At 36.0% G+C, this 25,472-nt stretch carries 20 protein-coding genes; 6 read left to right on the top strand and 14 right to left on the bottom strand.

Annotated features, from left to right (window positions below; genetic code table 11):
- Window positions 1–78 precede the first annotated feature (78 nt).
- From GIY83_RS10625 to GIY83_RS10600, 6 genes are all read right to left on the bottom strand, one after another.
- Entirely contained in the window at window positions 79–1,425 is a 1,347-nt protein-coding gene (locus tag GIY83_RS10625) for a DUF3526 domain-containing protein (RefSeq protein WP_194616672.1), read from the bottom strand.
- A 1-nt stretch (window position 1,426) separates the two neighbouring features.
- Window positions 1,427–2,878, bottom strand: coding sequence for a DUF3526 domain-containing protein (locus tag GIY83_RS10620; protein ID WP_194616673.1), 1,452 nt, complete (start codon window positions 2,876–2,878; stop codon window positions 1,427–1,429).
- Between the two features lie 5 nt (window positions 2,879–2,883).
- Window positions 2,884–5,178 carry a TonB-dependent siderophore receptor gene (locus tag GIY83_RS10615; RefSeq protein ID WP_208686874.1) on the bottom strand — a complete coding sequence of 765 codons (2,295 nt, stop codon included), beginning with the start codon at window positions 5,176–5,178 and terminating at the stop codon, window positions 2,884–2,886.
- A 29-nt stretch (window positions 5,179–5,207) separates the two neighbouring features.
- Window positions 5,208–5,903: an ABC transporter ATP-binding protein gene (locus GIY83_RS10610; RefSeq protein WP_208686872.1), complete on the bottom strand. Its 696-nt coding sequence runs from the start codon at window positions 5,901–5,903 to the stop codon at window positions 5,208–5,210.
- A gap of 279 nt (window positions 5,904–6,182) precedes the next feature.
- Entirely contained in the window at window positions 6,183–6,533 is a 351-nt protein-coding gene (locus GIY83_RS10605) for a hypothetical protein (protein ID WP_194616676.1), read from the bottom strand.
- A gap of 148 nt (window positions 6,534–6,681) precedes the next feature.
- The gene (locus tag GIY83_RS10600) at window positions 6,682–7,116 is read right to left on the bottom strand and encodes a DUF1810 domain-containing protein (RefSeq protein WP_208686870.1); all 435 of its coding nucleotides are present in this window, start codon (window positions 7,114–7,116) and stop codon (window positions 6,682–6,684) included.
- 683 nt (window positions 7,117–7,799) lie between these two features.
- Between GIY83_RS10600 and GIY83_RS10595 the strand changes: the two genes are divergently transcribed.
- On the top strand, window positions 7,800–8,549 hold the full coding sequence (locus tag GIY83_RS10595; RefSeq protein ID WP_208686868.1) for a 4-hydroxy-tetrahydrodipicolinate reductase: 750 nt from the start codon (window positions 7,800–7,802) through the stop codon (window positions 8,547–8,549).
- 85 nt (window positions 8,550–8,634) lie between these two features.
- On the opposite strand, the gene GIY83_RS10590 is transcribed toward GIY83_RS10595, so the two are convergent.
- Together GIY83_RS10590 and GIY83_RS10585 are read right to left on the bottom strand one after the other, a co-directional pair.
- A complete protein-coding gene (locus GIY83_RS10590; protein WP_208686866.1) occupies window positions 8,635–9,033 on the bottom strand; it encodes a hypothetical protein in 399 nt (132 codons plus the stop codon).
- A gap of 109 nt (window positions 9,034–9,142) precedes the next feature.
- Window positions 9,143–9,997, bottom strand: a complete 855-nt coding sequence (locus GIY83_RS10585) for an AraC family transcriptional regulator (RefSeq protein WP_208686864.1) — start codon at window positions 9,995–9,997, stop codon at window positions 9,143–9,145.
- Window positions 9,998–10,581: 584 nt separating this feature from the next.
- On the opposite strand from GIY83_RS10585, the gene GIY83_RS10580 reads away from it, so the two are divergent.
- From GIY83_RS10580 to GIY83_RS10570, 3 genes are read left to right on the top strand one after another with little or no spacing between them, the layout of a single operon-like run.
- Window positions 10,582–10,746: a hypothetical protein gene (locus GIY83_RS10580; RefSeq protein WP_208686862.1), complete on the top strand. Its 165-nt coding sequence runs from the start codon at window positions 10,582–10,584 to the stop codon at window positions 10,744–10,746.
- Window positions 10,747–10,806: 60 nt separating this feature from the next.
- Entirely contained in the window at window positions 10,807–11,022 is a 216-nt protein-coding gene (locus GIY83_RS10575; protein WP_208686860.1) for a MarR family winged helix-turn-helix transcriptional regulator, read from the top strand.
- A gap of 3 nt (window positions 11,023–11,025) precedes the next feature.
- Entirely contained in the window at window positions 11,026–12,357 is a 1,332-nt protein-coding gene (locus GIY83_RS10570; RefSeq protein WP_208686858.1) for a S41 family peptidase, read from the top strand.
- 173 nt (window positions 12,358–12,530) lie between these two features.
- On the opposite strand, the gene GIY83_RS10565 is transcribed toward GIY83_RS10570, so the two are convergent.
- From GIY83_RS10565 to GIY83_RS10545, 5 genes are all read right to left on the bottom strand, one after another.
- Window positions 12,531–13,277, bottom strand: a complete 747-nt coding sequence (locus tag GIY83_RS10565; protein WP_208686856.1) for a succinate dehydrogenase/fumarate reductase iron-sulfur subunit — start codon at window positions 13,275–13,277, stop codon at window positions 12,531–12,533.
- Between the two features lie 102 nt (window positions 13,278–13,379).
- On the bottom strand, window positions 13,380–15,290 hold the full coding sequence (locus GIY83_RS10560) for a fumarate reductase/succinate dehydrogenase flavoprotein subunit (RefSeq protein ID WP_208686854.1): 1,911 nt from the start codon (window positions 15,288–15,290) through the stop codon (window positions 13,380–13,382).
- A gap of 347 nt (window positions 15,291–15,637) precedes the next feature.
- Window positions 15,638–18,559, bottom strand: a complete 2,922-nt coding sequence (locus tag GIY83_RS10555) for a PQQ-dependent sugar dehydrogenase (protein WP_208686852.1) — start codon at window positions 18,557–18,559, stop codon at window positions 15,638–15,640.
- A gap of 308 nt (window positions 18,560–18,867) precedes the next feature.
- A complete protein-coding gene (locus GIY83_RS10550) occupies window positions 18,868–19,818 on the bottom strand; it encodes a hypothetical protein (protein ID WP_194616683.1) in 951 nt (316 codons plus the stop codon).
- Window positions 19,819–19,954: 136 nt separating this feature from the next.
- A complete protein-coding gene (locus GIY83_RS10545) occupies window positions 19,955–20,332 on the bottom strand; it encodes a helix-turn-helix domain-containing protein (RefSeq protein ID WP_228520441.1) in 378 nt (125 codons plus the stop codon).
- Between the two features lie 108 nt (window positions 20,333–20,440).
- Here GIY83_RS10545 and GIY83_RS10540 point away from each other — a divergent pair, with 108 nt between their 5' ends.
- On the top strand, window positions 20,441–21,052 hold the full coding sequence (locus GIY83_RS10540) for an FMN-dependent NADH-azoreductase (RefSeq protein WP_208686850.1): 612 nt from the start codon (window positions 20,441–20,443) through the stop codon (window positions 21,050–21,052).
- 248 nt (window positions 21,053–21,300) lie between these two features.
- Here the strand turns inward: GIY83_RS10540 and GIY83_RS10535 are convergent, their stop codons facing one another.
- Complete coding sequence (locus tag GIY83_RS10535; RefSeq protein WP_208686848.1) at window positions 21,301–22,581, bottom strand: acetyl-CoA C-acetyltransferase; 1,281 nt, start codon at window positions 22,579–22,581, stop codon at window positions 21,301–21,303.
- A gap of 302 nt (window positions 22,582–22,883) precedes the next feature.
- On the opposite strand from GIY83_RS10535, the gene GIY83_RS10530 reads away from it, so the two are divergent.
- Window positions 22,884–25,274, top strand: coding sequence for a TonB-dependent receptor (locus GIY83_RS10530; protein WP_208686846.1), 2,391 nt, complete (start codon window positions 22,884–22,886; stop codon window positions 25,272–25,274).
- Window positions 25,275–25,472 lie beyond the last annotated feature (198 nt).

Here is a 25,472-nt window from a genome sequence, read left to right as displayed (position 1 = left end):
TTTTATAAAAAAGCAAAGTTCGCAAAGCTTTGCATATAGCCTTTGCGAACTTTGCGTAAACCTTTGCGTGCTTTGCGGTTAAAATACCCTGCGGTTAAAATTTCGCCACCCAAAACCCATCAATAGTAAATTGAAAAACAGTAAAGGCAAAAATGCTTTTGCAAAACTTACTTTAGATGAATCATGAAAGGTTTCCACTTTAAATTTAGACCAGTTTTCTTTGCTCACATCGGCATTGTCAAAGATTTTTGGATAGAAATACAAACGCATTTTTTCGTGAAACTGCTTAGTTTCTTTCAAAAATAAAAGCTGATTTCCTAAGTCAGATTGGGCAATTTCGTTCAGCTGTATCTGCGTATGCATCGTAGGGATAAATTGCGCGATAAGCTGACTCGCTTTATTGCGTTGCTGTAATTTATACTCCAGTTCCTGGGATTGCTTTGCCGAATCATCATCTCCCGCCTGTTGCATGGCATAATACCAAAGCCAGCTGAATTCTTTATCCGGCAAAGGATAAGTTTTAAATTGCGGATAATGATTATAGAATTTATCCATCGTTATTTTTTTATCCATATCCCATTTTTCATGATAGGCATTTCGTTGTTTTACGGTTAATTCCAGAGCTTCAGGAATTGGAAATTTATTGACAATATAAGTATTGATTGTAGCTGGTAAAATAATAATCAAAAACAACCAGATCGTCAATAAAATAACTGCATTAAAGTTTGAATTTTTCTGTAATGAAACTATAAAAAAGCTTATGGCAAACCAAAAAAGAATGTACAAAATTCCGAGACCGTAAAAGGTGAAAAGTGCTTGATTAAGTGGAATATTCAAAAATAGAATTGCTATAAAAAGTACCATTGTTAAAAGCGCAATTAAACTTAAAATTCTAATATAGAATAACTTCAGGATGTATAAAAAAGTATTCTGACTTTGTGTAGCCACAATTTTCCAGGTACCGCTTTCTTTTTCCTCTGAAACCAGATTATAAGAAAACACAACAATTAAAAGCGGAAAAAGATAAATCAATACAAAACTAAAATCGATATTTCCGGACAAAAGATTATTAGGATTATTAAGCTCTGAGTCGTATTTCTGTCCTTCCAAACCACGAATCGTAACACTTTGTATCGACGGGTTTACATCTCTCTGGCCAATTGCCAAACTATTAACTGGCAAAGTTGCATTCACCAATGAAAATTTGATGTAGTAGAGCAGAAGCCCCATTTCATCTTTATGAAAAGCGGCATTTCTGGCAATATGTTCTTTTTGATAAAGTGCCGCTTCTTGAATATTATTCTGTTGCTTTTGCTGAAATTGCTGACCAATTAAAAGGCTTATAAAACAAATTACTAAAAGGAAAATCAGTCCAATTTTGGTTCCTTTAGAGCGTATGAAATTTTTAAAAAGTAATGCTAACATATTAGATGGCTTTAAGGTTTTTAGCTGCAATTCGAATGAAAACAAAAAGCAATATTATCCAGAGAATTATAGATATAACAGAAATAATTTCGGATTTTAAAACGTCCCAAATTCCCTTTGGTTCATAATGAAATTCGGCTACATCTGCCCAGTGTTCTTTATTAATAGTCAAAGGTTTGTCGTTGGGGCCGGGCTTTTTATTACTAATATATTTTACCTGTAAACCATTCATTTTTTGCGCCATGTTGTAGCGATAATCTTCGGCTTGTTTCTGAAAATCGATGTACGAATCATAATCTGTATTCGATAATCCCATCGATAAGTTTTTCATCGCGATATATGGATTTAAGAAAGAAACCATTTTAGAAAAGCTATTTTGCTTTTGGTACACCTGAAGTAATTTTTCTAAATGCTGATTGTAAATCCTGGAACTTATTTTCTCGCCTTCGGTCATAATAAATCCGGAATAATTAAAAGGCAGTTTTTGTACTGAATCGACTTTGTAAACGCTTAAAAGGGAATCTTTAATGGCTTTATAATGCAAATCATTCGGGTTATGGCTGTCTCCCTGTTTAAGAATATCTTTTTCGATATCACTCTGAAACTGGATTTTAGACGAGGCTTCGTAAATATAAGCGCCAATTGCCTGAGTGGTTCGTGGCAGGATAATCGTAAAAACCAACCAAATCCCAATTAGCGAAATCAATGCTTTTTTAGATGTTTTGCTGGATGCAGAAACCAAAACCGCGATAACGCAAAAGAAAATCAGATAAATAAAATGAAACCCGATAAACAATAGCATTTTGATCGTTTCATCGGCAGAAATGCTAAAATTTTGCAGCAACAACCAGATAAAAACCAAAACAATAATGGTTGGGATAAAAAGCAGCATAATAACGCTGGCGACTCCCAGTATTTTACCTCTTAATAATTGTTTCCAACTGATTCCCTGACTTAAAAGCAGTTTTAAAGTTCCGTCTTCTCTTTCTGCTGCGACCGCATTAAAACCTAAGAAAAAGATCAATAAAGGCAATAAAATTTGTAAAACCATAGCAATACTGATTTCTCCAAATCGAAGCATACTATTAGAAAATCCTGCTTCAGAGAAATTAACGGTATTTTGTTTGTGTGCTTCCAGAAAAATGGCATTCCCAAAAAATTGTTCCATACCAAATTCAAAAACACTTAATGGCGTACTTTTTCTAAAGGCAAAATTTCCGTAATGTGCCATTCGGTGTGGGTTTTTATCCGGATTTTTTAGCCAGTCTTCTCTGGATTCGTGCTGGTATTTTTCGCTGGTTTCGTTTTGATTGGTATAATTTTCCCAACCTGAAAATGCCGCATAAAGTAAAATAATCCCAATAAAAAGGGTGATAATAAAAACTGCCGTATTCTTAAAAACGGAGTTCTTTAAATGTTTGGCGATTAAAATTTCTGTGTGTAGTGATTTCATACCAATTAAAATTTATAAGTTACAGTCAGGCTAAAATTTCTGGGAGCTCCGGGAAATAATCTCAGATAATTCTGAGCGCCTAACCAATATGTTTTATTGAATACGTTACCTGCATTAAGGGCGATTTGCATATTGCTTTTGTTGGGTTTGTAATAAACAGCGGCATCAAAAACGGTAAAATCAGGAAGTGTAAAAGTTCTTGTAAACCACGGCACTTTGCTGCTCTGGTATTGCATCCCGAAACCAATGGCCAAATCTTTTAAAGCCGAATCGGAATTGAAATTATAACGTGTCCATAAATTGGCGCTGTTTTTTGGCGTATTCTGCTTTCGCGCACCAATTAGCGAAGCGTCACGATCATTTGTAATTTTGGCATCGATATAACTGTACGAAGCGTTTATTTGCCAGTCGGCTGTGATATATCCTGCCAGATCAAACTCGAAACCACGGCTTCTTTCGGCACCTCTGGTGACTAATAAATCAGGATTGGCCGGATCATTGGCATTCATCAAAATATTACGCTGATTGATCTCGTAAACGGCTGCGTTAAAACTCATCGAATTATTGAAGAAAGTCGCTTTTACACCCACTTCTTTCAAATTGCTTTGAAGCGGATCAAATAAACTTCCGGCCGGTAAGGAGCCGGTTTGCGGCATTAAAGTAACTGTATTCGATTGCGGCTGATAACCTTCAAGATAAGTAGTGTAAACATTAATTTCATTGTTGACCGCATAAGTCACGCCTACACGAGGCAACAACGCCGATTTTTTAACCGTCAATTCGTTGTTTGATTCATAATTGGTAATGTCTTCAAACCATTCGTTTCGCAAACCCAGTAAAAAAGTGAATTTCTCCCACTGAATCTGATCCTGAATATAAATTGCATTTGTGGTCGTTAATGCAGATGGCAATGCCGTTCTCACATTCAGTGTATAATCATCTGCGCTTGTGATAGTATACGTTGGATTATTAAGATTGAAGTAATTGACATTGGGTTTTGGTAAAATCACACCGTCAATCGTCGTGGTTTGATAGTTGGCTGCGTTTGCCGCAACAAAAGTATTCGCAACAGTTCCGTCTTTTAGCAAATAACCTCTTGCTGCATTTTGTCCGCCGCCTTTGGTTTTATTCCAGGAACTTAAATCGTATCCGGCCAATAGCTTATGCTTGATTTTTCCGGTTTTTAAATCGAAATTAAAATACGCACTCAAATTGTCGATGTCCCAATATTGCTGGCGTTGTACAAATTGCATCATAGCCAGACTGGTTAAGGGCTGATTGTTGATATCAACCGCAAAGCCGTTTGTGGTTCTGTGTTCCTGAAGATCCTCTGTCCAGGATTGTTTCATATATTGGGCATTCAAACCAATTTTAGAACTGAATTTATGAGCAAAACTCGTCGTAAAAATCATTTCTTTCGACTTGAAAAAATCACTTGGTGCGCCCAGATTCAAACTAATTGGTGTTTTATTTAAACTGGTAACTCCTGCAACAGCACCAAAAATGGGCTGTCCGCGATCGAGAATTCCGGTCATGTTGCTCAATATCAATTCGGTATTAATGGCCGTTTTTTCATTTGGGATATAACTGAAAGACGGAGAAATCAAAAACGACTTATTACTCACTAAATCACGAAATGATTTGGCTTCCTGATACGCTCCGTTTACACGATACAAAAGAGTTTTCGATTTGTTTAGAGGTCCTGTAAAATCTAAGCTTCCGTGAAAAGTACTAAAACTCCCCACACTCAGACTTACTTCTTTTCGATCAACAGACAAAGGTTTTTTGGTTACCAGATTGATGCTTCCGCCCGGATCTACAGAAGAGAATGTGGCGCTCGACGGACCTTTAATCACTTCAACACGTTCGATATTAGTGGTTAAAGGCTGTAAAAAGTAATATTGACGGGTTCGCATTCCGTTGATGATCTGTCCTTCCTCATTTTGGCTAATACCGCGAATTGTATATTGATTGTAATAACTCGCCGGAATCACGCCACTTGCCATTTTTACGGCATCGGCAAGATAAAAAGCACCTTTATCTGCAATTAATTCTTTGGTAATTGTCGATATAGATTGCGGAATATCCTTGTTTAATGCTGCAGTTTTTGTGGCAGCAAACGAATACTCACTATTGTACTTTTTTGATGAACGCCCCACGATTTCAACGGTTTGCAATTCATTGCCTGCCATTTTTATGGAATCAGATACAATACTGTCTGTTACTTTTTTAATAACATTTTGAGATTGTGAGTATTGTGTGCCAATAATTAACAATAAAAAGGGATATATGTGTTTCATTTTTATTATGATGGAAATTATACTTCCTTTTATACCGTTTGTAAATAAAGATCTTCCAGTTCATTTGCCGAGATTTTATCAGCTTCGATCACGGTAACCAGGTTTCCTTGTTTCATAATCCCAATATGAGTAGCAACTTCGCGGGCTCTGAAAATATCATGGGTAGCCATCAATATTGCTGTTCCGTCTGCAGAAAGTTCTTTCAGGATTTGAGAAAATTCGTTTGAAGCCTTCGGATCTAATCCACTCGTAGGTTCATCTAGCAGCAAAACTTTTGCTCTTTTGGCAATTGCAATGGCAATACCTACTTTTTGACGCATTCCTTTAGAATAACCACCAAGATTTTGATCGTGTGCAGTGACTTGCAAACCTGCTTTGGTCAGGAAATAAGTCAATTCGCCGGTACAATATTTAAATCCGGCAAGAGACGAGAAGAATTTCAGGTTTTCTAAACCCGTAAGATTGGGGTAAAGCATTACCGTTTCGGGAATGTATGCAACATATTTTTTGGTTTCCTGAGCATTTTCTATAACCGATATATCGTTGATTTTCAGTTCTCCTTCTGTTGGTTCAATAAAACCCAGAAAAAGATGGATTGTAGTTGTTTTTCCGGCACCATTTTGACCTAATAGCGCAAAGATTTCACCTTCTTTAATAGTAAGGTTCAGTTTATTCAAAGCAGTATGATTGCCATATTTCTTGGTCAGGTTTTCAGCTATAAGCATAATTTTTATGTATTTGGAATGATTTAATTTTGTTTTGATCGCGGTCACAGTCGTAGTGACAGTCACAGTTTAAATTGCGAGGATAGGCATGGTTTACTATGGTTTTTTGTAGAAAGAAATTAATTAGTATTTGAAAATGAGATAACATTTTTACCTCTTATTCAATACGATTTTTGTTTGAATAGAGTGTGTCAAATGAAAATGCAATCAATTCTCCCTTTACCAATTAAAGAATAGGTAAGAGGTGTTTTATTTTTTCGAAAATAAAAATGTAGTAAACTAAACTAGGGCAGGAGGCGCTCTAAGGGCAAAAAGGCTGCCTTTAAAGAAGGTTGAAGCAACTTTTGTATAAAAGAATACATAAGAAGTTTCGGTGTTTACCTTATGAAAAGATAAAGTTTGAAATGCGTTTGGAATAAAAGTACTAAAAGCAAAGTGGCAAACATGGCAATTGCTGTCAACAGCATGGCTGTGCGTGATTTGCTTTTGCCCTTCAACATAGTGATGATCACAAGGTTTCTCTGTTAGTTGCTTGTAAATATGCTCATAAGAATGGACAGTCTGAAACAGCATTGCGAACAATACGGTTGCAGCCATAAAAAGATTAATTAATACAATTTTCTTTTTCATTCTTACTTTGGAAATCCTTTGTTTATACCGAGTACAGGAGTTGTTAACTAACGCAACTCGGTTGCAAAGATAGATATCTTAATTAAAAAAGTACTGGAATTGAGTAATAATTTAAAATTATGAATCGGAAATGTTATAATACAAGTTCTTAAAAATTACTATACAACAATTGAAGTGTATGAAAATCAGAAGATCCGTCAAAATACTTGTCCAGTACTTGTTCAAATATCGGTTCAGAATTTTGAACACTTGCAAATAAAGTCATACACGATTGTAATTTTTCATTATCATGATTTCCAAAAATATCTTCAGCTGTTTTTTCGTCTGTTTTGATTAATTCGGCAGTAATTTCGATAAGATGTTTTCCCAAAATTGGATGTTCTAAAAAAGCGATTGCTTCATCAGCATTTTTAATTTCGTAGAATTTTGAAGTATCGCAAGACCCGAGACCCTTTATCTGCGGAAAAATAAACCACATCCACGGAGACTCCTTCTTTCCTTTTTTTATTTCTGAAAGCGCAGACAGGTATAATTTATTTTGCGCGTCAAGAAAACGAACCAATTCTTTATTATTGTAAGCCATTATTTACTGATTTTATTTGGGACAATCAGGTCGTAAAACTACTGAAAATAAATAGAGTTAAGTATTCTGAAAGTTTTTTTTACATTTCTTTTTTTCTATATATTAAGAGGGAAATTATCTGTAATGTTTATCGGAAATTTTGGCTGGTTTGAGAGAAATATTTATTTTAGAATTAAAAAAAATAATCTCGCGCAAAGACGCAGAGTCGCAAAGTTTTTATTTGATTCTTTAAGTCTTTAACTTGGCGCCTTTGCGTTTTTACGCGAAATTGTAAGCGTATATATAAGGAGCTTAAAAAAAATAGTCGCGCAATCCCGATAGCTATCGGCAGCAGAGTCGCAAAGTTTTTATTTTGATTTTTAAATCATTTTAATCCTTTAATCTGTGGCAAAATAAAACCTTGCGATCTTTGCGAAAAACCTTTGCGACCTTCGCGGTTAAGAAAAATCGAATCATACTAAACTTCTAATTATATGAAATGTTTTCACATTATTATTCCTGTTAACAAACCTGTTTTTTGTTATATATTCGGGAAATGGTTAGAAATCTTGTTATAATATTTCTATTTTTACTCATAGAGTATGATTATCTGCTTAGATAATAATTGAATTTTTGATTTGACATTAGTTTCAAAAAATGTCAAATTCTGTTAACGGGCGTTCTGCCCAATAAAAAAATAAAATATGAAAATAGGATTAATCGGATTTGGAAAAACTGGAAAATCAGTAGCATCAATACTACTTGAAAATAAGAAATTTTGCCTGGAATGGGTTTTAAGACAAAGTACTGTTTTAGAACACCGATCAGTGCCTGAATTTTTTGGAATTCAGTCAGATGAACCCGGATTAATCTATTCAAGTTCTAAAACGACTATGGAAGAGTTGTTAGACAAACATCCGGTTGATGTTATTATTGATTTTTCTTCTAACGAAGGAATTTACACCTATGGAGAACTTGCCGCAAGCAGAAACATTAAAATTATCTCAGCCATTTCACATTATAAAGACAAAGAATTGCAATTATTAAAAAAACTAGCCCATAAAACCACCGTATTTTGGTCGCCGAATATTACACTGGGAGTGAATTATTTACTTTTTGCTGCTAAATTTTTGAAGAAAATTGCACCCTGGGTAGATATCGAAGTCAATGAAGAGCATTTTAAAAAGAAAGAAGGAACATCGGGAACGGCCGTAAAAATAGCCGAAGCTTTAGATATTGACAAAGAAAATATCAATTCGGTTAGGGCAGGAGGAATCGTTGGGAAACATGAGGTGATCTTTGGTTTTCCATATCAAACGGTTCGATTGATTCATGAATCTATTTCGAGAGAAGCTTTTGGAAACGGAGTCGTTTTTGTGGCCGAAAATTTAGAACACAAACAAAAAGGATTATACAATTTTGAAGATATTCTGACTCCTTATTTTGCAGTTTAGATCTTGATTAATCTGAAAATAAATTTTAACAATGATCAAATCGGAATAACACTAATTATTCCGATTTGATTTAATTATTTCTGGTTTATTCGATCATCGAGCCAATATTATGATCTTCAGGAGCACCTTGTTCAAGTCGGGTTAATTCATCGCAACTTATAATTTTTCCCTCAGCAATTCTGAATTCTGCCAATACATGAATTTTTGCAATACTGCCATCATTTTTGGTAACGATAACATCATGATTGGTAAAAACAAGTTCGTCTTCTGCAACAATATTTCTAAAATTCACAATAATGTTACTGACAATGCTTTTTTGTGCTTTCATATGCTCAATAAAACCAGAATAATCGAGTTTTACGCCATCAACATTTTGCTGATATTTCGAATGAAAAAAATCGGCAATATTTTTTTCGTCTACTATAGTGCTTTCTACTACCTGCGTAAATGCATCTTTTACTAATTGTTTGTTTTTGATATTCATTTTCTTTGTGATTATAATTGAATGCAAAGAAATGATTAGACAGAATGGTCCACAATATCATAAATAAAGTTTTGATTGGACAATTTGTAGTTCGAATCAATAATTACCTTTATTTTCTACTATTTTCCCTAAAGGAAATAGGAGTGAGACCGGTTGATTTTAAAAACAATCTTGAAAAATAGGCAGGATCTTCATAACCCAAATTAAAGGCAATTTCTTTAACTGTATAAGTTGTAAAGAACAGTAATCGTTTTGCTTCAAGGATTATTTCCTGCTGAATCCAGTAACTAAGCGGCATTCCCGTATTCTTTTTTACCACCTGATTAAGATACGCAGCCGATGTATTAAGTCTGCTGGCATAATCTTTTGGACTTTTCATAGTTCTAAATTCCTTTTGCAATAACTTTTTGAATTGATATGTCAGTGTTTCAGAATGATCAGAGTTTTCATTTTTCTGAAGTTTTTGGTCAAATATTCCAGCAAATAAACTCGCTAATGCATTAGCAAGGGATTTTATAATATTAGAATCGTATTTCTCAGATTGAGGATTTACTATCATTAAGTCCAGTAGCTGAATAGTGTTTTTTATTTTCATTGCCCAGCCATCATCAAATTCACAGGGAATATTTGTGCTATACAGCTGGTCAAAAATATTGCGAACATAATCAGGAACCAAATCACTATCTAAAGCGATAAGATATCCTTTCGATTCAAAATTAGAAATCTCATAATGCACTTGCCCGGGAAAAATACAGCATGCAACACGGTTATCAAGTTTAATTTCTTTAAAATCAATCATCAAAGAACTCGTTCCGCTTTTCTGAAAAATAAAAATATAATTTTCATCTCTATGCGCTTGTTTAACACGAGTACTAGCAATATTCCCGGACATATTTCTAATAAAGATTCCCCGTTTAGAAAACGTTTCTAGATTATATAGAGGAATATCTTTTTTTGAATGCATAAGTAAAGATTTGAAAGTATTGTAAAGATAGTTATCCAGATTAAAAAACTTAGAATTTAATTTCGCAATCCTGATGGTTATTGGGAGCAAAGGAGTAAAGTTTTAGCCATAATCTTGTCATTTCGAGGAACGAGAAATCACACTAGAAACTCCGTAAAGAAATGCCGCCAATCTTTGTCGATTTACAAGTGTGATTTCTCGTTCCGAAATGACAAACTAGACGAAAATACTGTTATGAAAATGATTTCCCTAGAGCCCCGATAGAAGTGGAAATCCTTTTGTGTCCGACGCGGCGGACACAAAAGATTGAAACGGATTGCTTCGCCAATTCGCTCTTTCAGGCTCGGGTGCGGGATTAGCTCCTGAAAAAAAAATGTTTTTATCATAGAAATCGAAATGACAAGATCGCGACGTTTTTGCACGAAATTCTCATTACAATAATAAAAAAACAAAATCAAATATTAAAGACTTCTTTATTGTAGGCGCTATTCGATATCAATAATAATAAATTAAAAAATACTTGATATATCAAATAAATAATTATATTTGATATATCAAATACATTTTAGGTTAACAGATTTTAAATGAAACAAAAAACGCCAACCGGAACGGTTCTCTACACCATAGAACAAGCTATTAAAGAATACAGGAAAGTTTGTCAAAAAAACATTCAAAAGGTTGTAAGTGATATTACAGTCGATCAGTGTTTGGTATTAATTATCCTCAACGATAATGTCAAAATTTCTTAGATAGAAATAGCCAGATTAATTTTTAAGGATAATGCATCGGTTACAAGAATCATTGAATTGATGGTTAAAAAAGATTATCTGACCAGAGAAACAGATGAATTGGATAAAAGAAAAACCAAGCTGGAAATCACTGAAAAAGGTCGCAAAACAATTGTCTTGCTGACACCTGTTTTTAAACTCAATCGGAAAACCGCAATTGACGGATTATCTCCTTACGAAATCCAATTATTAGATAAAATCTTAAACAAAATAATTTTAAACTGTAAAACTTCATAAAAAATGAAACACCTATTTGTCTTATTATTGCTAACATTTTCAATGGGTTCCTATGCCCAAAATCAGTCAGTTGCAAAAGAAGAAATTAAGCTTACTGAATTAAGTAAAAAACAAATTATTGATTCGCTGACCAAAGAACTTGACGAGTTCTATATACGACCAAATGCTGTTGGAGATATTAAAAAGAAACTGAATGAGAATTATAAAAAAGGACTTTACAAAGAAATTGTAAAACCAAATGATTTTGCCAGTAAACTAAGCTCAGATCTTATAGAGGCTAGTAAAGATTTACATTTTGCAGTACGATATGATCCGGAATGGACAGAAAATCAGCTAAAAAAAGGAGATAAAGAAGTACAGAAAAAAATTAAAGCAGAGGAACTGGCTGACGCAAAAAAGAAAAATTTCGGTTTTCAACAAGTACGAATTTTAGAAGGAAATATAGGCTATTTAAAGTTTGATTATTTTGAAGATCCTGCTATAGGAAGTGAAACTGCAGCAGCGGCTATGCAATTTTTAAGCAGTACTGATGCGCTAATTATCGATTTACGCCAAAATAATGGTGGAGCTATGGAAATGGGACAGTTTTTAAGCAGTTATTTCTATTCAGGTAAAGAATTACCTCTTTATAAATATTACACTAATGAGAAAAACAGAAAAAAAGTCGAAAGAGAAATGTGGTTATTGCCCTCTGTTCCGGGAAAACGTATGGAGGACGTTGACATTTATATCCTAACAAGTAACACTACTTTTTCTGCTGCTGAATGGATGAGTTATTCGCTTCAAAATTTAAAACGTGTTACAATTGTGGGCGAAAAAACGGCTGGAGGTGCACACCCGATCGATCGAAAAGTATTACCAAATGGTTTTTCTGTAAATATTCCTTTTGGTGAAGTTAAGGATCCTATTACGAATGCTGATTTTGAAGGAAAAGGCGTGATGCCGGATGTTTTGTGCAAAAGCGAAGAAGCGGTAAATACCTCTCACATATTGGCTTTGCAAAAGCTTTCGGCAAAAAACAAAGATTTAGGAAATAGTCTGGATTGGTATGTTCCTATTGTTAAAAACAGACAAAAAAAGGCCAATGTTGAAGCTTCAATTTTAAAGTCTTACCAAGGCAAATTTGGGAAAGTTGAACTGAAATACGAAAATGATAACTTATATTACAAATGGAATAATATAGCTACTTTGTTATTGACTCCTTTAGAACAGGATTTATTTTTGCTTGATGGAGTTGATGATTTCCGCATAAAAATTGTTTCAGAGAATAATGTTGTAACAGGATTTAAAAGAGTCTATCAGGACGGGCAGGAGAAGTTTTATAAAAAAGAGTAGAAATTAATCTCTTATTTGTTGACTAGCCTCCAGCTTTAGCTGGAGGTAATTATAATAATCATAAAAAAGGCTTTAGCCAAAAACTACATTTGGCTAAAGCCTTTCAAATAGACATTTTTTAACTCCAGCTAAAGCTGGAGGCTATTCAAAACTTTACGAATTTTTCATGTAAATCACTTCCTAAAAATCAAAGCCTTGCTATATTCTGCATTCATTTTGGCAATCGAAAGAATCGAAATCCCTTGGGGGCATTCGATTTCGCACGCTCCGGTATTCGAGCAGTTTCCAAAACCTGCTGAATCCATTTGGTCCACCATCGTTAAAACCCTTTTCGAGGCCTCGATTTTTCCTTGCGGAAGCAAAGCCAGGTGTGTTATTTTGGCACCAACAAATAAGGCCGCACTTGCATTTTTGCAGGTCGCCACACAAGCACCACAACCAATACAGGCCGCAGCATCAAAAGAAGCTTCGGCAGTTTCGTAGGAGATTGGGATACTATTGGCTTCGGGAGCCTGACCTGTCGAAGCGCCAATAAAACCACCCGCTTCAATTATGGAATCAAAAGCAGAACGGTCGATTTTTAAATCTCTTAAAACCGGAAATGCTTTGGCACGAAAAGGCTCGATATAAATGGTATCTCCGTCTTTAAAACTTCGCATATGAAGTTGACAGGTTGTGGTATTTTTTAAAGGTCCGTGCGCTCTTCCATTAATGACAACGCCGCATTGCCCACAGATTCCTTCGCGGCAATCGTGGTCAAATTCTATCACACGTTCCTTTTTCTGAATTAAAGATTCGTTCAAAAGATCGAGCATTTCCAGAAAAGACATATGTTCAGAAACCCTGTCAATTTCATAATTTACCATTTCTCCTTTCGCGGAAGCGTTAAGTTGTCGCCATATTTTAAGATATAGTTTCATAGCTAATTATTAATTATTAATTATAAATTGTTAATTATGAATTGTTTGTAAGTCGTGAAATTGGAATTTATGGATTGTTAATTAATAATTAACAATTAATAATTATTTGTAACTTCTAACTGCCAGTTCGACGGATTCGAATACCAAAGGTTCTTTGTGTAATTCCGGCCGCTGATCTTTTCCTTTCCATTCCCAGGCCGAGACATAACAAAAGTCTTCGTCATTTCGAACTGCTTCGCCGTCTGGGGTTTGGTATTCTTCACGAAAGTGTGCCCCACAGGATTCTTCCCTTTGCAGAGCGTCATGGCACATTAATTCGGCCAATTCAATATAATCTGCAATACGTCCGGCTTTTTCCAGTTCGCTGTTTAAAGTATCGTCGCCGGTAATTAGGAGGTCTTTTTCAAAAGATGCTTTTAGTAATTGGATTTCATTTAAGGCTTCTTCGAGTTTCTCTTTACTTCTGGAAAGTCCGCATTTTTCGTATAATAATCTTCCAATTTTTTTATGGAAGTAATCTGTTGAAAGCGTTCCGTTGCTATTTAAAAATTTATCTAACTGATCTCTGACTGATTTTTCGGCTTCATCAAAAGCAGGATGTGTTATATCGAGTTTTGGAGCGTTTAATTCACCGGCCAAATAATTCGGAATCGTATAAGGAGCAATAAAATAACCATCGACACAAGCCTGAAGCAAGGAATTTGCCCCCAGTCTGTTCGCGCCATGATCGGCGAAATTGGCTTCTCCCAAAGCAAATAAACCCGGAATAGTGGTCATTAATTCGTAATCGACCCAAAGACCGCCCATCGTGAAATGTGCTGAGGGTGAAATTAACATGGGTTCTTTGTACGCATTGATTCCGGTAATTTTCTCGTACATCGCAAAAAGATTGCTGTATTTGGCTTCGATCGTATCTTTTCCCTGCGCTTTAATCGCAGCCGAAAAATCAAGATAAATGGCATTTTTCATAGGACCAACGCCATGTCCGGCATCAATTTGTTCTTTTGCCGCTCTTGACGAAATGTCGCGGGGAGCCAAATTCCCAAAAGAAGGATATTTGCGTTCCAGATAATAATCGCGTTCGTCTTCCGGAATTGTATTTGGATTTCTGTCATCGGCAGCTTTTTTAGGCACCCAGATTCGCCCGTCGTTACGAAGCGATTCTGACATCAACGTAAGTTTAGATTGATTGGCGCCGTGTTGCGGAAGCGAAGTAGGGTGAAACTGAATCCAGCTCACGCCAGCCATATAAGCGCCTTTTTTATGCGCTCTCCAAATCGCCGAACTGTTACAGCCCATTGCCAAAGTAGAAAGATAATAGACTTTACCATAACCTCCTGAGGCTAAAACTACCGCATCTGCAACATGGCGTTCGAGTGCTCCCGTTTCAAGATTTCGGGCAATAATTCCTTTTGCTTTTCCGTCAATTACAACCAGTTCCAGCATTTCATGACGCGTATGCAGAGCGACTTTTCCTAAAGAAACCTGACGTAATAAACCTTGGTAAGCTCCCAGTAAAAGTTGTTGCCCCGTTTGTCCGCGGGCATAAAACGTTCTGGAAACCTGAACGCCTCCAAAAGATCTGTTATTAAGATATCCTGCATATTCCCTGGCAAACGGAACTCCTTGCGCTACAGCATGATCTATCAATGCTGCTGAACATTCCGCCAGACGGTAGACATTCGCTTCGCGGGACCTGAAATCGCCGCCTTTTATCGTGTCGTAGAACATTCGATAAGTACTGTCTCCATCATTTTTGTAGTTTTTAGCAGCATTTACACCGCCTTGTGCCGCAACAGAATGGGCTCTTCTGGCCGAATCCTGAAAACAAAACGACTGAATATTATAGCCTTGTTCGGCCAGCGATGCTGCACAGGAAGCACCTGCAAGACCGGTTCCTACCACTATGATATTGAGTTTTTTTCTGTTGGCCGGATTTACGAGTTTCGCTTTCGACTTATAATTATTCCATTTTTCGGCTAATGGGCCTTCCGGTATTTTGGAGTCTATCATTTTTGTTTATTTAAAATGAAACTGAACTTTAAGAAGCTGTAATTTACTACAAAATATTGACTTTTGGAATAGAAAACGGGAAGGATTTGGAGAAATCCACGCATTAAAATCAAATAGATTAAAAAATAAAATCTGCTCGATCTGCTAAATCTGCGCGAAAAAATATTAAACACATAGAAACATAGATTTTATGTCTGATAGAGAAGACAAAAAAGAAATACATTTCTTTGACATAGCTTTGTATGTTTTAAATAAGTGAAATGCCCCTTTTTAAGTAAACAAAAGCTATGTTTCTATGTGTTAAAATAAATTATACCCAACGAAGGGTTTTAAGGATTGATTTAATTTTATTGTTTACTAATCGAAATAGCCTTAGTAGCAGCGTTTGTTTTTACAAAATAAATTCCTGTTGGATGTTCAGAAATGGAGATTACACTTCCGGATCCTTGTTTTATTTTGATGCCTAAAGGCGAATAAACACTCCATTCCAGTTCTTTCGATAAATGAAATAAACCAGTCGACGGATTTGGATAAACAGTAATTTTACCCAATTCTTCATTCGGGTTTTGAACACCCAGATTACAGTTACGTACCGTAAAAGGGGAGTTGTTTTTTGTATTATTTCCAATGGTATTGCTAACGGTTAATGAAACTGCTTTTATTCCTTCGGTACCATAAATTACGGTATGCGGACCAGCTCCTGTTGCCGTTGCTGGTTGCGCACCTTCGCCAAAATTCCAAAGATAATTATCAACCGTGCCTATAGAAACGGAGGTAAAAATAACAGGAGTATTTAAACATCCCGTTTGTGGACTTACCTCATAATCAGCAATTGGGGCTGTTGTGCTTCCGGTTAGTACAAATTCCATTTTATTAACGTTGATGTCGCCTTCTTCAAAAAATAAAGTAATAACCCTTGTGCCTTGTGTTAAAGCAATATTAGGGAGTGTAACGGTTTGCCAATTTTGAAAACCTGTTGTGTTGGGTATATTTACCGTTCCGGTTACATTCACGCCGTCGACTTCAAGATGTACTTTTCGGTTTGCATAAGGCGATGCGATCCTTAAATTGATATTATAATTTCCGGTAGTGTTTACTTTTGCAGTGTATTTAAGCCATTCATTTTTGGCTACATAAGCAAGATTAAATCCGCCTTCATTGCAGGGTTCAGTTCCTACGCCATCGCCAGGTCTGTAAGCCGTATCTCCGCCGCCATTACTGTCAAAATAAGCACCCGGGCCAATATCATAATTTTCGGCTTCAATAACTCCGGGAATCTGTGCAATCACTCCCAAATATGGCGCATTAGGTAGTGTAGTGCCAGTATAAACGGCTGTGTAGGTTATTGTTCCGGTTGCAGGAGCTTTAAAGGTTTGGTTGGCAGCACCGCCATGATTCCAGTGATCAAAATCGTATCTAACGTTTCCAACATATTGTGGAGTAGGGGCATTTAAGGTTTGTACAGCAGCATTTGCCACAACTTGTTTCGTTGCAGGTGCTGTAACTGGTTTTTGATTGAATTCTAAGGCCAATAAAGCCGGAGAACTCGTCACAGTTACATCGACCAGATTAGGTTTGATATCTACAAAAGCAGTTCCTGTTAAGCCATTACTATCGGTTACTTTTACGGTAAATCTGTACCAAACGTTTGGCGTTTTTTCTCCTTGATTAGAGGCTGTAAAATCTCCGGATTTTACGCCTTGCGGACTTCCACCAGGATGTGAATGTCCGGCTCCGGGAACGTCTTCATGAAAAAGATCAATATTCCAGGAATACGCGCTTGCAGGTAACGTTCCGTCTTCGATATCTGTTGCTGTTGCTTCAAAATGAACGATGTCGTCAGCATTCCATTTTAAAGTGGGCAACGGAGAAACGATTGTAACGGTTGGGGTATTGTTAAAAGGCGTTACCGTTAATGTCGCGGGATTACTGGTTGCGCTTCCGGCAGTATTGGTAACGATTACTCTATAAGCGCCTGCATTTGCCGGTATAACAGCAGGAATCGTGTAACTTGCTGCAGTTGCTCCGGGAATATCTACATTATTTAATTGCCATTGATAACCAAGTCCCACACCGCTTGCCGAAACTGTAAAAGTAACAGGCGTGGTTTGCATGATTGTTTGAGATAAAGGATGATTTACGATAGTGGGAGCTGCCGTGGCGATATAATCGAGTTTGATTAAAGCTCCGTTGTTTTCGTAAGCGCAATAATAAATATAGCCGTCATTCCCTAACATCATTCCGAGAGCTTGTTTTTGTGGTGCGAAATAAAATTCGGTTGAAACCGGATCAGCAATATTGGGATCGAAAGAACGAATTTCATTTCGAACATAATCCTTGATGATAAATTTGCCATCAAGATTAGGATAACGCGGTGTAATAGGGTTGTAGAGAAGACCATTGGTCAAAGCGTTTCCGATACTTCCGGTGGCGTATGTAAATATGGGGTTGGTAAACAAATTAATCTCGGTTTGTTTTCCGTCGCCACCTTGCGGATGTCCCCAGGCGTAATTGCGAATAGCCGGATTACTGATTTCATTGATTTCTTCCCATGAAGTTCCAACATCTAAAACAAATAATTTATTGGCTATTTTATTGGCAACAAGTCTCCACGGATTTCTAAAACCGTAAACCCAGATACTTTGTTTTTGTACAGAACCACTTCCGTAGAAAGGATTTCCGGGCGCAGGCAATCCATCTTCGGTAAGACGCAGGATTTTCCCTTTGTACGTATCAAGATTCTGAGCATTGGTATTTAACTGACTGTCTCCAACTGTTACATACAAATATCCGTTAAAGAATTTTAAGTCACCACCATTATGAAATCCGTCACCAATGGGTTCCAGAAGTAAGATTTCCTGTCTGCTCACAACCTGATTGGCAGTACTGATTTGTACTTTTTCTATTCTATGTCGGATTATTGCGCCATCAACAATGGCATAAAATACATACATATAACCGTTTGTAGCAAAATCAGGATGTAGAGTTAAACCGAGTAATCCTTGTTCTTTATCTGTAATAGTATTTACAGTAAAAACATTTGAAACAGCATTGTTTTGAAACACTTTTACAATACCGGCTCTTTCGGCTATAAATATTCGTCCGTCAGGAGCTTGTTCCAGTGCTAAACCTTCTTTAATTACAGCGGTAGGAGCAATATTTTGTGTGATGTACTGGCAATTTCCCTGCCATGAAAGCAAGAGAAAAAATGTGTAGAATACATGCGAAAATTGCCTTTCTTTAAATTTTTTAAGTAGATTTTTTTTCATAATTATTAAGAATGAATTTATAATTTGGGTAACCAAATTTAAACTTTTTCTTTATAATTATTTTAGTTTCTAATATTATATTTGTTGGTTAATTTATTGATTGTTAAGTGTTAATGTGAAATTGTGTAAGGATTTGATGTATTCTTTGGCTAAAATTATTGTTTGATAAATTTTTCTACATTCGGAATTTTCTGTAATGATTTTGTGTTTTCTTCGAGAATTTTAGCAGCAGCTTCATTTATCTTTTTTGATGGAATTGCTTTCCATTTTTCTAAATCTTTTTCATATTCGTTATGAAATAATACTCTTTATAAATCTCTTATAACACAAAAGGCTGCGATCGAATGACCATTTTCGCTATCGTAATTTCCATTATTAATAAAAAATTGTATTCTTTTGTAGAGTCCTTCTGCGGAGTAAAGGGATAACTCAGTCAGTTTTCCTCTGTATTCTAAATCGGCAGAACCCACTCCTTTTAAATTGGGAAATAATTTATAATCGGCAAAATGTCTTCCTTCATGCCCAATATAACTCACTCTAAAGTTTTCTGATTTTAAATCATAGGATTTTTTTACACAAAACAAAGCTTCTTTCGTAGCCCATCCGGCAGGATAATAACGTCCTAAAGTGGCATATTCGCTCCAGCCTAAAGTTATAAAATCATCCATAAAATAAACTTTTACATGCGTTTCCTTTCCATCATAATTAAGGTTATAGATGGTGTCTTTTTCTGTTTTCCAAACCAATAAATCATAAAGGCCTCCGGTTTTTCCAAATCCTGTCGTGTGATAGCCTAAACTGGAAATGTATTTTTTTTGATAGAGATTTATGCTGTCTTCATTTACGATTAAATTTTGTGCCGGAGGAAATTTTGTTTTAAGAAAATCAGACACTTTTTTCATGATCAGGGTGTCATTTTTCTTTTCTTTATTCAGGAAAGTGAATCGCCAGTAATCCCTGTAAATTTTTAGTAATTGATCTATTTTAGATTTTCGGGTTTCTAAAAAATCACTTTTGTCTTCTTCAAATTTAAATCGGTTTTCAAAATTGGTTTTGAATTTTAAATCCTTTTGCGATATTTTTTTGGCTGGATCGATTTCTAGTAATGGCAAAGCCAATTTAGGATTGCCGTCTAATGCCAGAGAATAAATTTTGGTATAATCGAGCTTTATACTGTCATTTTGAGAGGTTTGGGCATTGATTTTCGAAAATGCAACGAAGTTAAGGATAAGTAAAGCTGTAAGTTTTAAAGTTCTCATAATAAAAAATTATCAGGTTAATGATACGGCTTTTTACTATAGAGACTTATTTTTTGATTTTGTTACAGTTTGGCGTAGCATTAAAAAAAATAAACCCGAAAGGTTTTAAAACCTGTCGGGTTTGGCGAAATCATTTTTAATGTCCTATAATTTCTTTTCTATGTAAAGTTCCCCATTCATTTAATGCCCCAATGACATTATATAACGTTTGGCTATGTTCTGTTCTGGCATATTCAACAGTGGGCGGAAAAGTATCGTAAACGGTTCTGGTAACGAGTTTGTTTAGCTCCAGATCCTTAAGTTCTTTCGAAAGCATTTTATCTGTAATTCCGTTGATATCTTTAGAAATTTCCTTAAATCGTTTCGGCCTGTTTGATAAAGCAATCAGGATAGGCAATTTCCATCTCCCGCTTAAAACTTCTAATGCATCCCGTACCGGACGCAGTGCAGCCAGACATTCTTCTTGTTGACCATCACACCCCATTTCTGCTGTTATTTCGCTCTTTGTTTTCATATTTCTAATGTTACTATCCTCAAGGATAGCGCTATCTTTGAGGATAGTACTATAAAAGAGATAGCAAATGTATATAAGTTTGTATTGTAAAACAAAATAGTAATAAAAATGAGTAAAAAGATTCTGAATATAGTAACGAGCATCAAAGGAGATGCTTCATTTAGTAATAAATTATCCAATGCAGTTCTAGAAAAACTGGCAAAGGAATATCCGGGAAGCGAAGTACAAACTTTTGATCTTTCTAAAACGCCTTTACCTTATTTGAATGAATTGCAGCTTAACGCATTTTATAGTCCTGAAGAAACGCATACAACTGCCCAGTCAGATTCGATTAAACTTTCTGATGAGGCTATACAGGATTTATTAGAAGCTGATATTATCGTTATTGGGGTGCCGATATATAATTTTGGAATTCCGGCATTATTAAAAGGATGGATTGATCAGGTGGCAAGGGCAGGAAAGACTTTCAGTTATGATGAGAATGGACCTAAAGGATTAATAACCGGCAAAAAAGTATTCTTATCAGTTGCTTCAGGAGCTGTATTTTCTGATGGGCCGTACAAAAGTTATGATTTTGCAGAGCCATATTTGCGTGTAGTTTTGGGCTTTTTAGGAATTACCGATGTCACTACTTTTCGCGTAGAAGGAACTTCAATCCCTGATTTTGCCGAAAGTGCCTTACCAAATGCTTTGGCTGCTGTAGAAGAATTCGCTTTTTAAATTGAAAACAAAGTACGGGAGTTGGACATTTTCGTATGCAATAAACCCGGCAGTTTTTATCCTTAGGATTTAGGACTGTTGGGTTTTAAACTGTTTTGTAATAGATTTTTTTTTTGACACGACCCGAGCGACAGTGAACAGGCGAAGCAATTTCAAAAATTTTCACAAATTATTTTTAAACCAATGCGATAAAAAATTAGTGGGAATTTGTGAAATTAGTGGCGAAAAAATTATAGAAATCTACGGTATTATTTCTCAATAATCATCGTAATACCCTGACCTCCGGCAGCACAAATAGAGATAAATCCTCTTCCGGAACCTTTTTCATTTAATAATTTTGCCATAACCCCAATGATTCTTCCTCCGGTTGCGGCAAAAGGATGTGCTGCGGCAAGACTGCTTCCTTTTACATTGAGTTTATTTCTGTCAATGACACCCAAAGCTTTCTTTAAACCTAATTGGGCACTAAGTTCAGGACTTTCCCAAATTTTTAGAGTGGCTAAAACCTGTGCAGCAAAAGCTTCGTGAATTTCATAATAATCAAAATCCTGCAAAGTCAATCCTGCTTTATCCAGCATTCTGCTTGCCGCAAATAAGGGCGCTAATAGGAGATTTTGTTGGTTTTTGACATATTCGATAGCAGCAACTTCGGCAAAAGTAATATAAGCCAAAACAGGAAGTCCCTGTTCTTTTGCCCATTCTTCACTGGCTAAAAGGATACAAGATGCTCCATCTGTAAGCGGAGTCGAATTTCCTGCCGTAAGTGTTCCGTTTACCTTATCAAAAGCAGGGTTTAATTTGGCCAGCTTTTCTATGGTACTGTCTTTTCTTAGATTATTATCTTTTTCAAGTCCCTGAAACGGAGTTATCATATCATCAAAAAATCCTTCGTCATACGCTTTCGCCATATTCAGGTGACTTTTAAGCGCCAGATTATCCTGATCTTCACGCGAAATCTGATAATGTTTGGCAGTAATTTCTGTATGTCCGCCCATCGAAAGTCCCGTTTGCGATTCTTCATTTCTGGGAACGAGAGGCGTTAAATCTTTTGGGCGCAATTGTAGAAAGAGTTTTATTTTTTCGCCTAAAGATTTTGCTTTTCGGGCATTTAGTAAAGTTTTTCTAAGTTTCTCGCTCACCGCAATTGGCATATCACTTATAGAATCTACACCGCCGGCAATTCCGGATTCTATTTGTCCCAAAGCAATTTTGTTGGCAATATAAATCGCGCTTTCTATCCCGGTGTCGCAGGCTTGTTGCAAATCGCAGGCGGGAGTTGCGGGATCAAGAGCTGTTTTCATGACACATTCCCTAATCAAATTACTATCGTAAGTATGTTTGATTACGGCACCGCCAGCAACTTCTCCCAATAGTTTTCCTTTTAGATTGTATTTATCGATTAGTCCGTCAAGCGCGGCCGTCATCATTTCTGTATTTCCAACTTTGGCGTAAGCTGTATTCGCTCTCGCAAACGGAATTCGGTTGTACCCAACAATGGCAACTTTTCTAATGGTAGACGTGGTATTCATAGCTATGATTTTTGTTTCCGGAAGATTTTTTCCCGATTAAAGATAAGCAGAGTTGGTTATAATTTGAATGTTTTAGATAAAAATATCCGGTTTTTAGCCGGAAACTCATTTTTATCGAAATAATTTTAAAATGATTGTATAAAGTTAATGGGCTTGAAAATTAGATGTTTATAATGCTTTAAAAATTTTGTTTAGGAAATCATAAGATTAACCTGAGTCCTTATTTAGAATAATTAAAAATAATTTTGCTTAAGAAGGATTTAGCTGTTACTTTTGCCCTCGAAATCAAAACGAGATAAAAAATGAATATATTGACTATTAAAAGGGCATTATTTTGCCTGATGTTTTTAACCTCATTGCAAATGATGGCTCAGGACGCAGGAAAAATAACAGGAAAAGTTTCTTTGAGCGGAAACGTTCCGGCAGAAAGTGTTTCTGTTGCTCTTAAAGGAACAAGATATAGTGCCGTAAGCAATGAAAACGGGCAATACGAAATTAAAAACGTTAAGCCGGCTACGTATACTATTATTATTCACGCTATGGGTATTCATCCGGTAGAAGCTCAAATTACTGTAAATGCAAAACAAACGGTAACTAAAAACTTTATGCTTTCTGAAAGTCAGGAAGATCTTGACGAAGTAGTAATTACCAAAAATAAGTACAAGCAAGACAAGCCTTCTTTGTCCTTGCGTCTTCAGACTCCGGTACTTGAAATTCCACAAAATATTCAAATTGTGAGCGCTCAGACTTTAAAAGACCAGCAAATTACAAGTATGAGTGATGGAGTGATCAGAAACGTGAGTGGTGCTGTACGTTCAGAACATTGGGGAGATTTATATACGAATATTAAAATGCGTGGTTCTCAGGTTCAGGCTTTCCGTAATGGTTTTAATGTAGTTTCTTCTTCATGGGGACCTCTTACAGAAGACATGAGCTTTGTAGATCATATTGAGTTTGTAAAAGGACCGGCAGGATTTATGCTTTCGAGCGGTGATCCAAGCGGACTTTATAATGTGGTGACTAAAAAACCAACCGGAATTACTAAAGGTGAAGCTTCTGTAATTGCGGGAAGTTATGATATTTACCGAGCAAATATTGATCTTGACGGGAAACTGGATAAAAAAGGAAAATTATTGTACCGTTTTAATGCGGCAGCACAAAATAAAGGTTCTCACAGAGCATATGAGCACAATGATCGTTATGTAATTGCTCCTGTTATTACCTATCAGGTTGATGATAAAACAAAAATTACGGCTGAATATAATTTTCAGTATGCCAACATGACTGAGGTTGGTTCTTATTATGTATTTGGTCCTAAATCTCAAGGATATGCCACTTTACCAGTTGGGTTTACTATGACACAACCAGGATTGCCGGATACTAATATACAAGATCATAGCGGATACCTTATGTTTGAGCATAAGTTTGATGAGAACTGGAAACTGACGGCACAAACTTCTTATTTTAAATATCTGCAAGAAGGATATAGTTCATGGCCAAGTGCTGTAGGTTCAGAACAAAATGCATTAGGAGTAGGCAACATTATAAGAAATGTTAGTATTTGGGATGCAGAAAGCAATATGTACTTAGGTCAGATTTTTGTAAACGGAAAATTCACTACCGGACCAATTACACATAAAGTATTGGGTGGAGTAGATTTAGGAAGTAAAGATTATATGGCAGATTGGGGACAATCTCATAAGCTTGATACTCCAGCGAATCCTTTTAATGTTTATAATCCAAATTACGGACCACCAGTAAATGGTATGCCTGCTTTTGATCGTGCAACGCCGCTTTCAGTAAGAGCTGGAGGAAAAATAACTTCAGAATATGCAGCGGCCTATATTCAGGATGAACTTGGTTTTCTTGAAAACAGATTAAGATTAACACTTGCTGCAAGATATACCTGGATTACTCAGTCAAGTTTTGGAGAAACACAGGAAGACAGCCATATTACACCACGTGTAGGAGTTAGTTTTTCTGTAACAGATGATTTGGCTGTTTACGGATTATACGATCAGGCTTTTACACCACAGTCAGGTATTGTTCAAGATGGCAAAGTGAAACCACTTACAGGAAATAATGTTGAATTTGGTATCAAAAAAGATTGGTTTGACGGTTCTTGGAATACCAGTTTATCTGCTTACAATATTTTAAAGAAAAATGAGCTTACTTCTGACCCGAATAATATTCCAGGTGGTCAGCAATATAGTGTTGTCCTTGGAGAAAAAAGAGCTCAGGGTATTGAATTTGACCTAAGAGGAAAAATCTTTGATGGCCTTAATTTAATTGCTAATTATGCTTTTACAGAATCTATTGTACTTGAATCTGACGTTACAACTATAAAAGAAGGTTCTGTTGTTGCTGGATATTCTAAACATACAGCCAATGCATGGTTAAATTATACGGTTCAAAACGGAAAACTAAAAGGTTTAGGCGCTTCTATTGGCGGTACTTATCTTGCAGGACGTGAAACGGATACCTGGAGTGTAGCATCGGAAAGATTACCAGACTATTTTAAACTTGATGGAGGTTTATCTTATGAGACAGGAAAAATAAAAATTACTGCAAATGTGTTCAATATTTTGGATAAATATCTTTACAGCGGTTCTTATTATGAGTGGCTTGAAGCGTACTACTGGCAAACAGAAGCACCAAGAAACTTTAGAGTTGGTGTAACGTATAAATTCTAATTTTTTAGCCCACGGATATCGCAGGTTTAAACAGATTTTCGCTGGTTTTTATTTTGCTTATCTTTATGTACAAAACAAAAAGCATCTGTCAATTGGCAGATGCTTTTTGTTTAGGTTCAAAGGTTTAAAGAATCAGAGTTTTATTAAAATGTTTTTTTATTTTAAATCCGAGATAAAATTATTGTAGGATTTATTCAA

The organism is Flavobacterium sp. SLB02 (genome assembly GCF_009664855.1).
Lineage (GTDB): Bacteria > Bacteroidota > Bacteroidia > Flavobacteriales > Flavobacteriaceae > Flavobacterium.
This window is presented reverse-complemented; position numbering and strand designations above follow the sequence as displayed.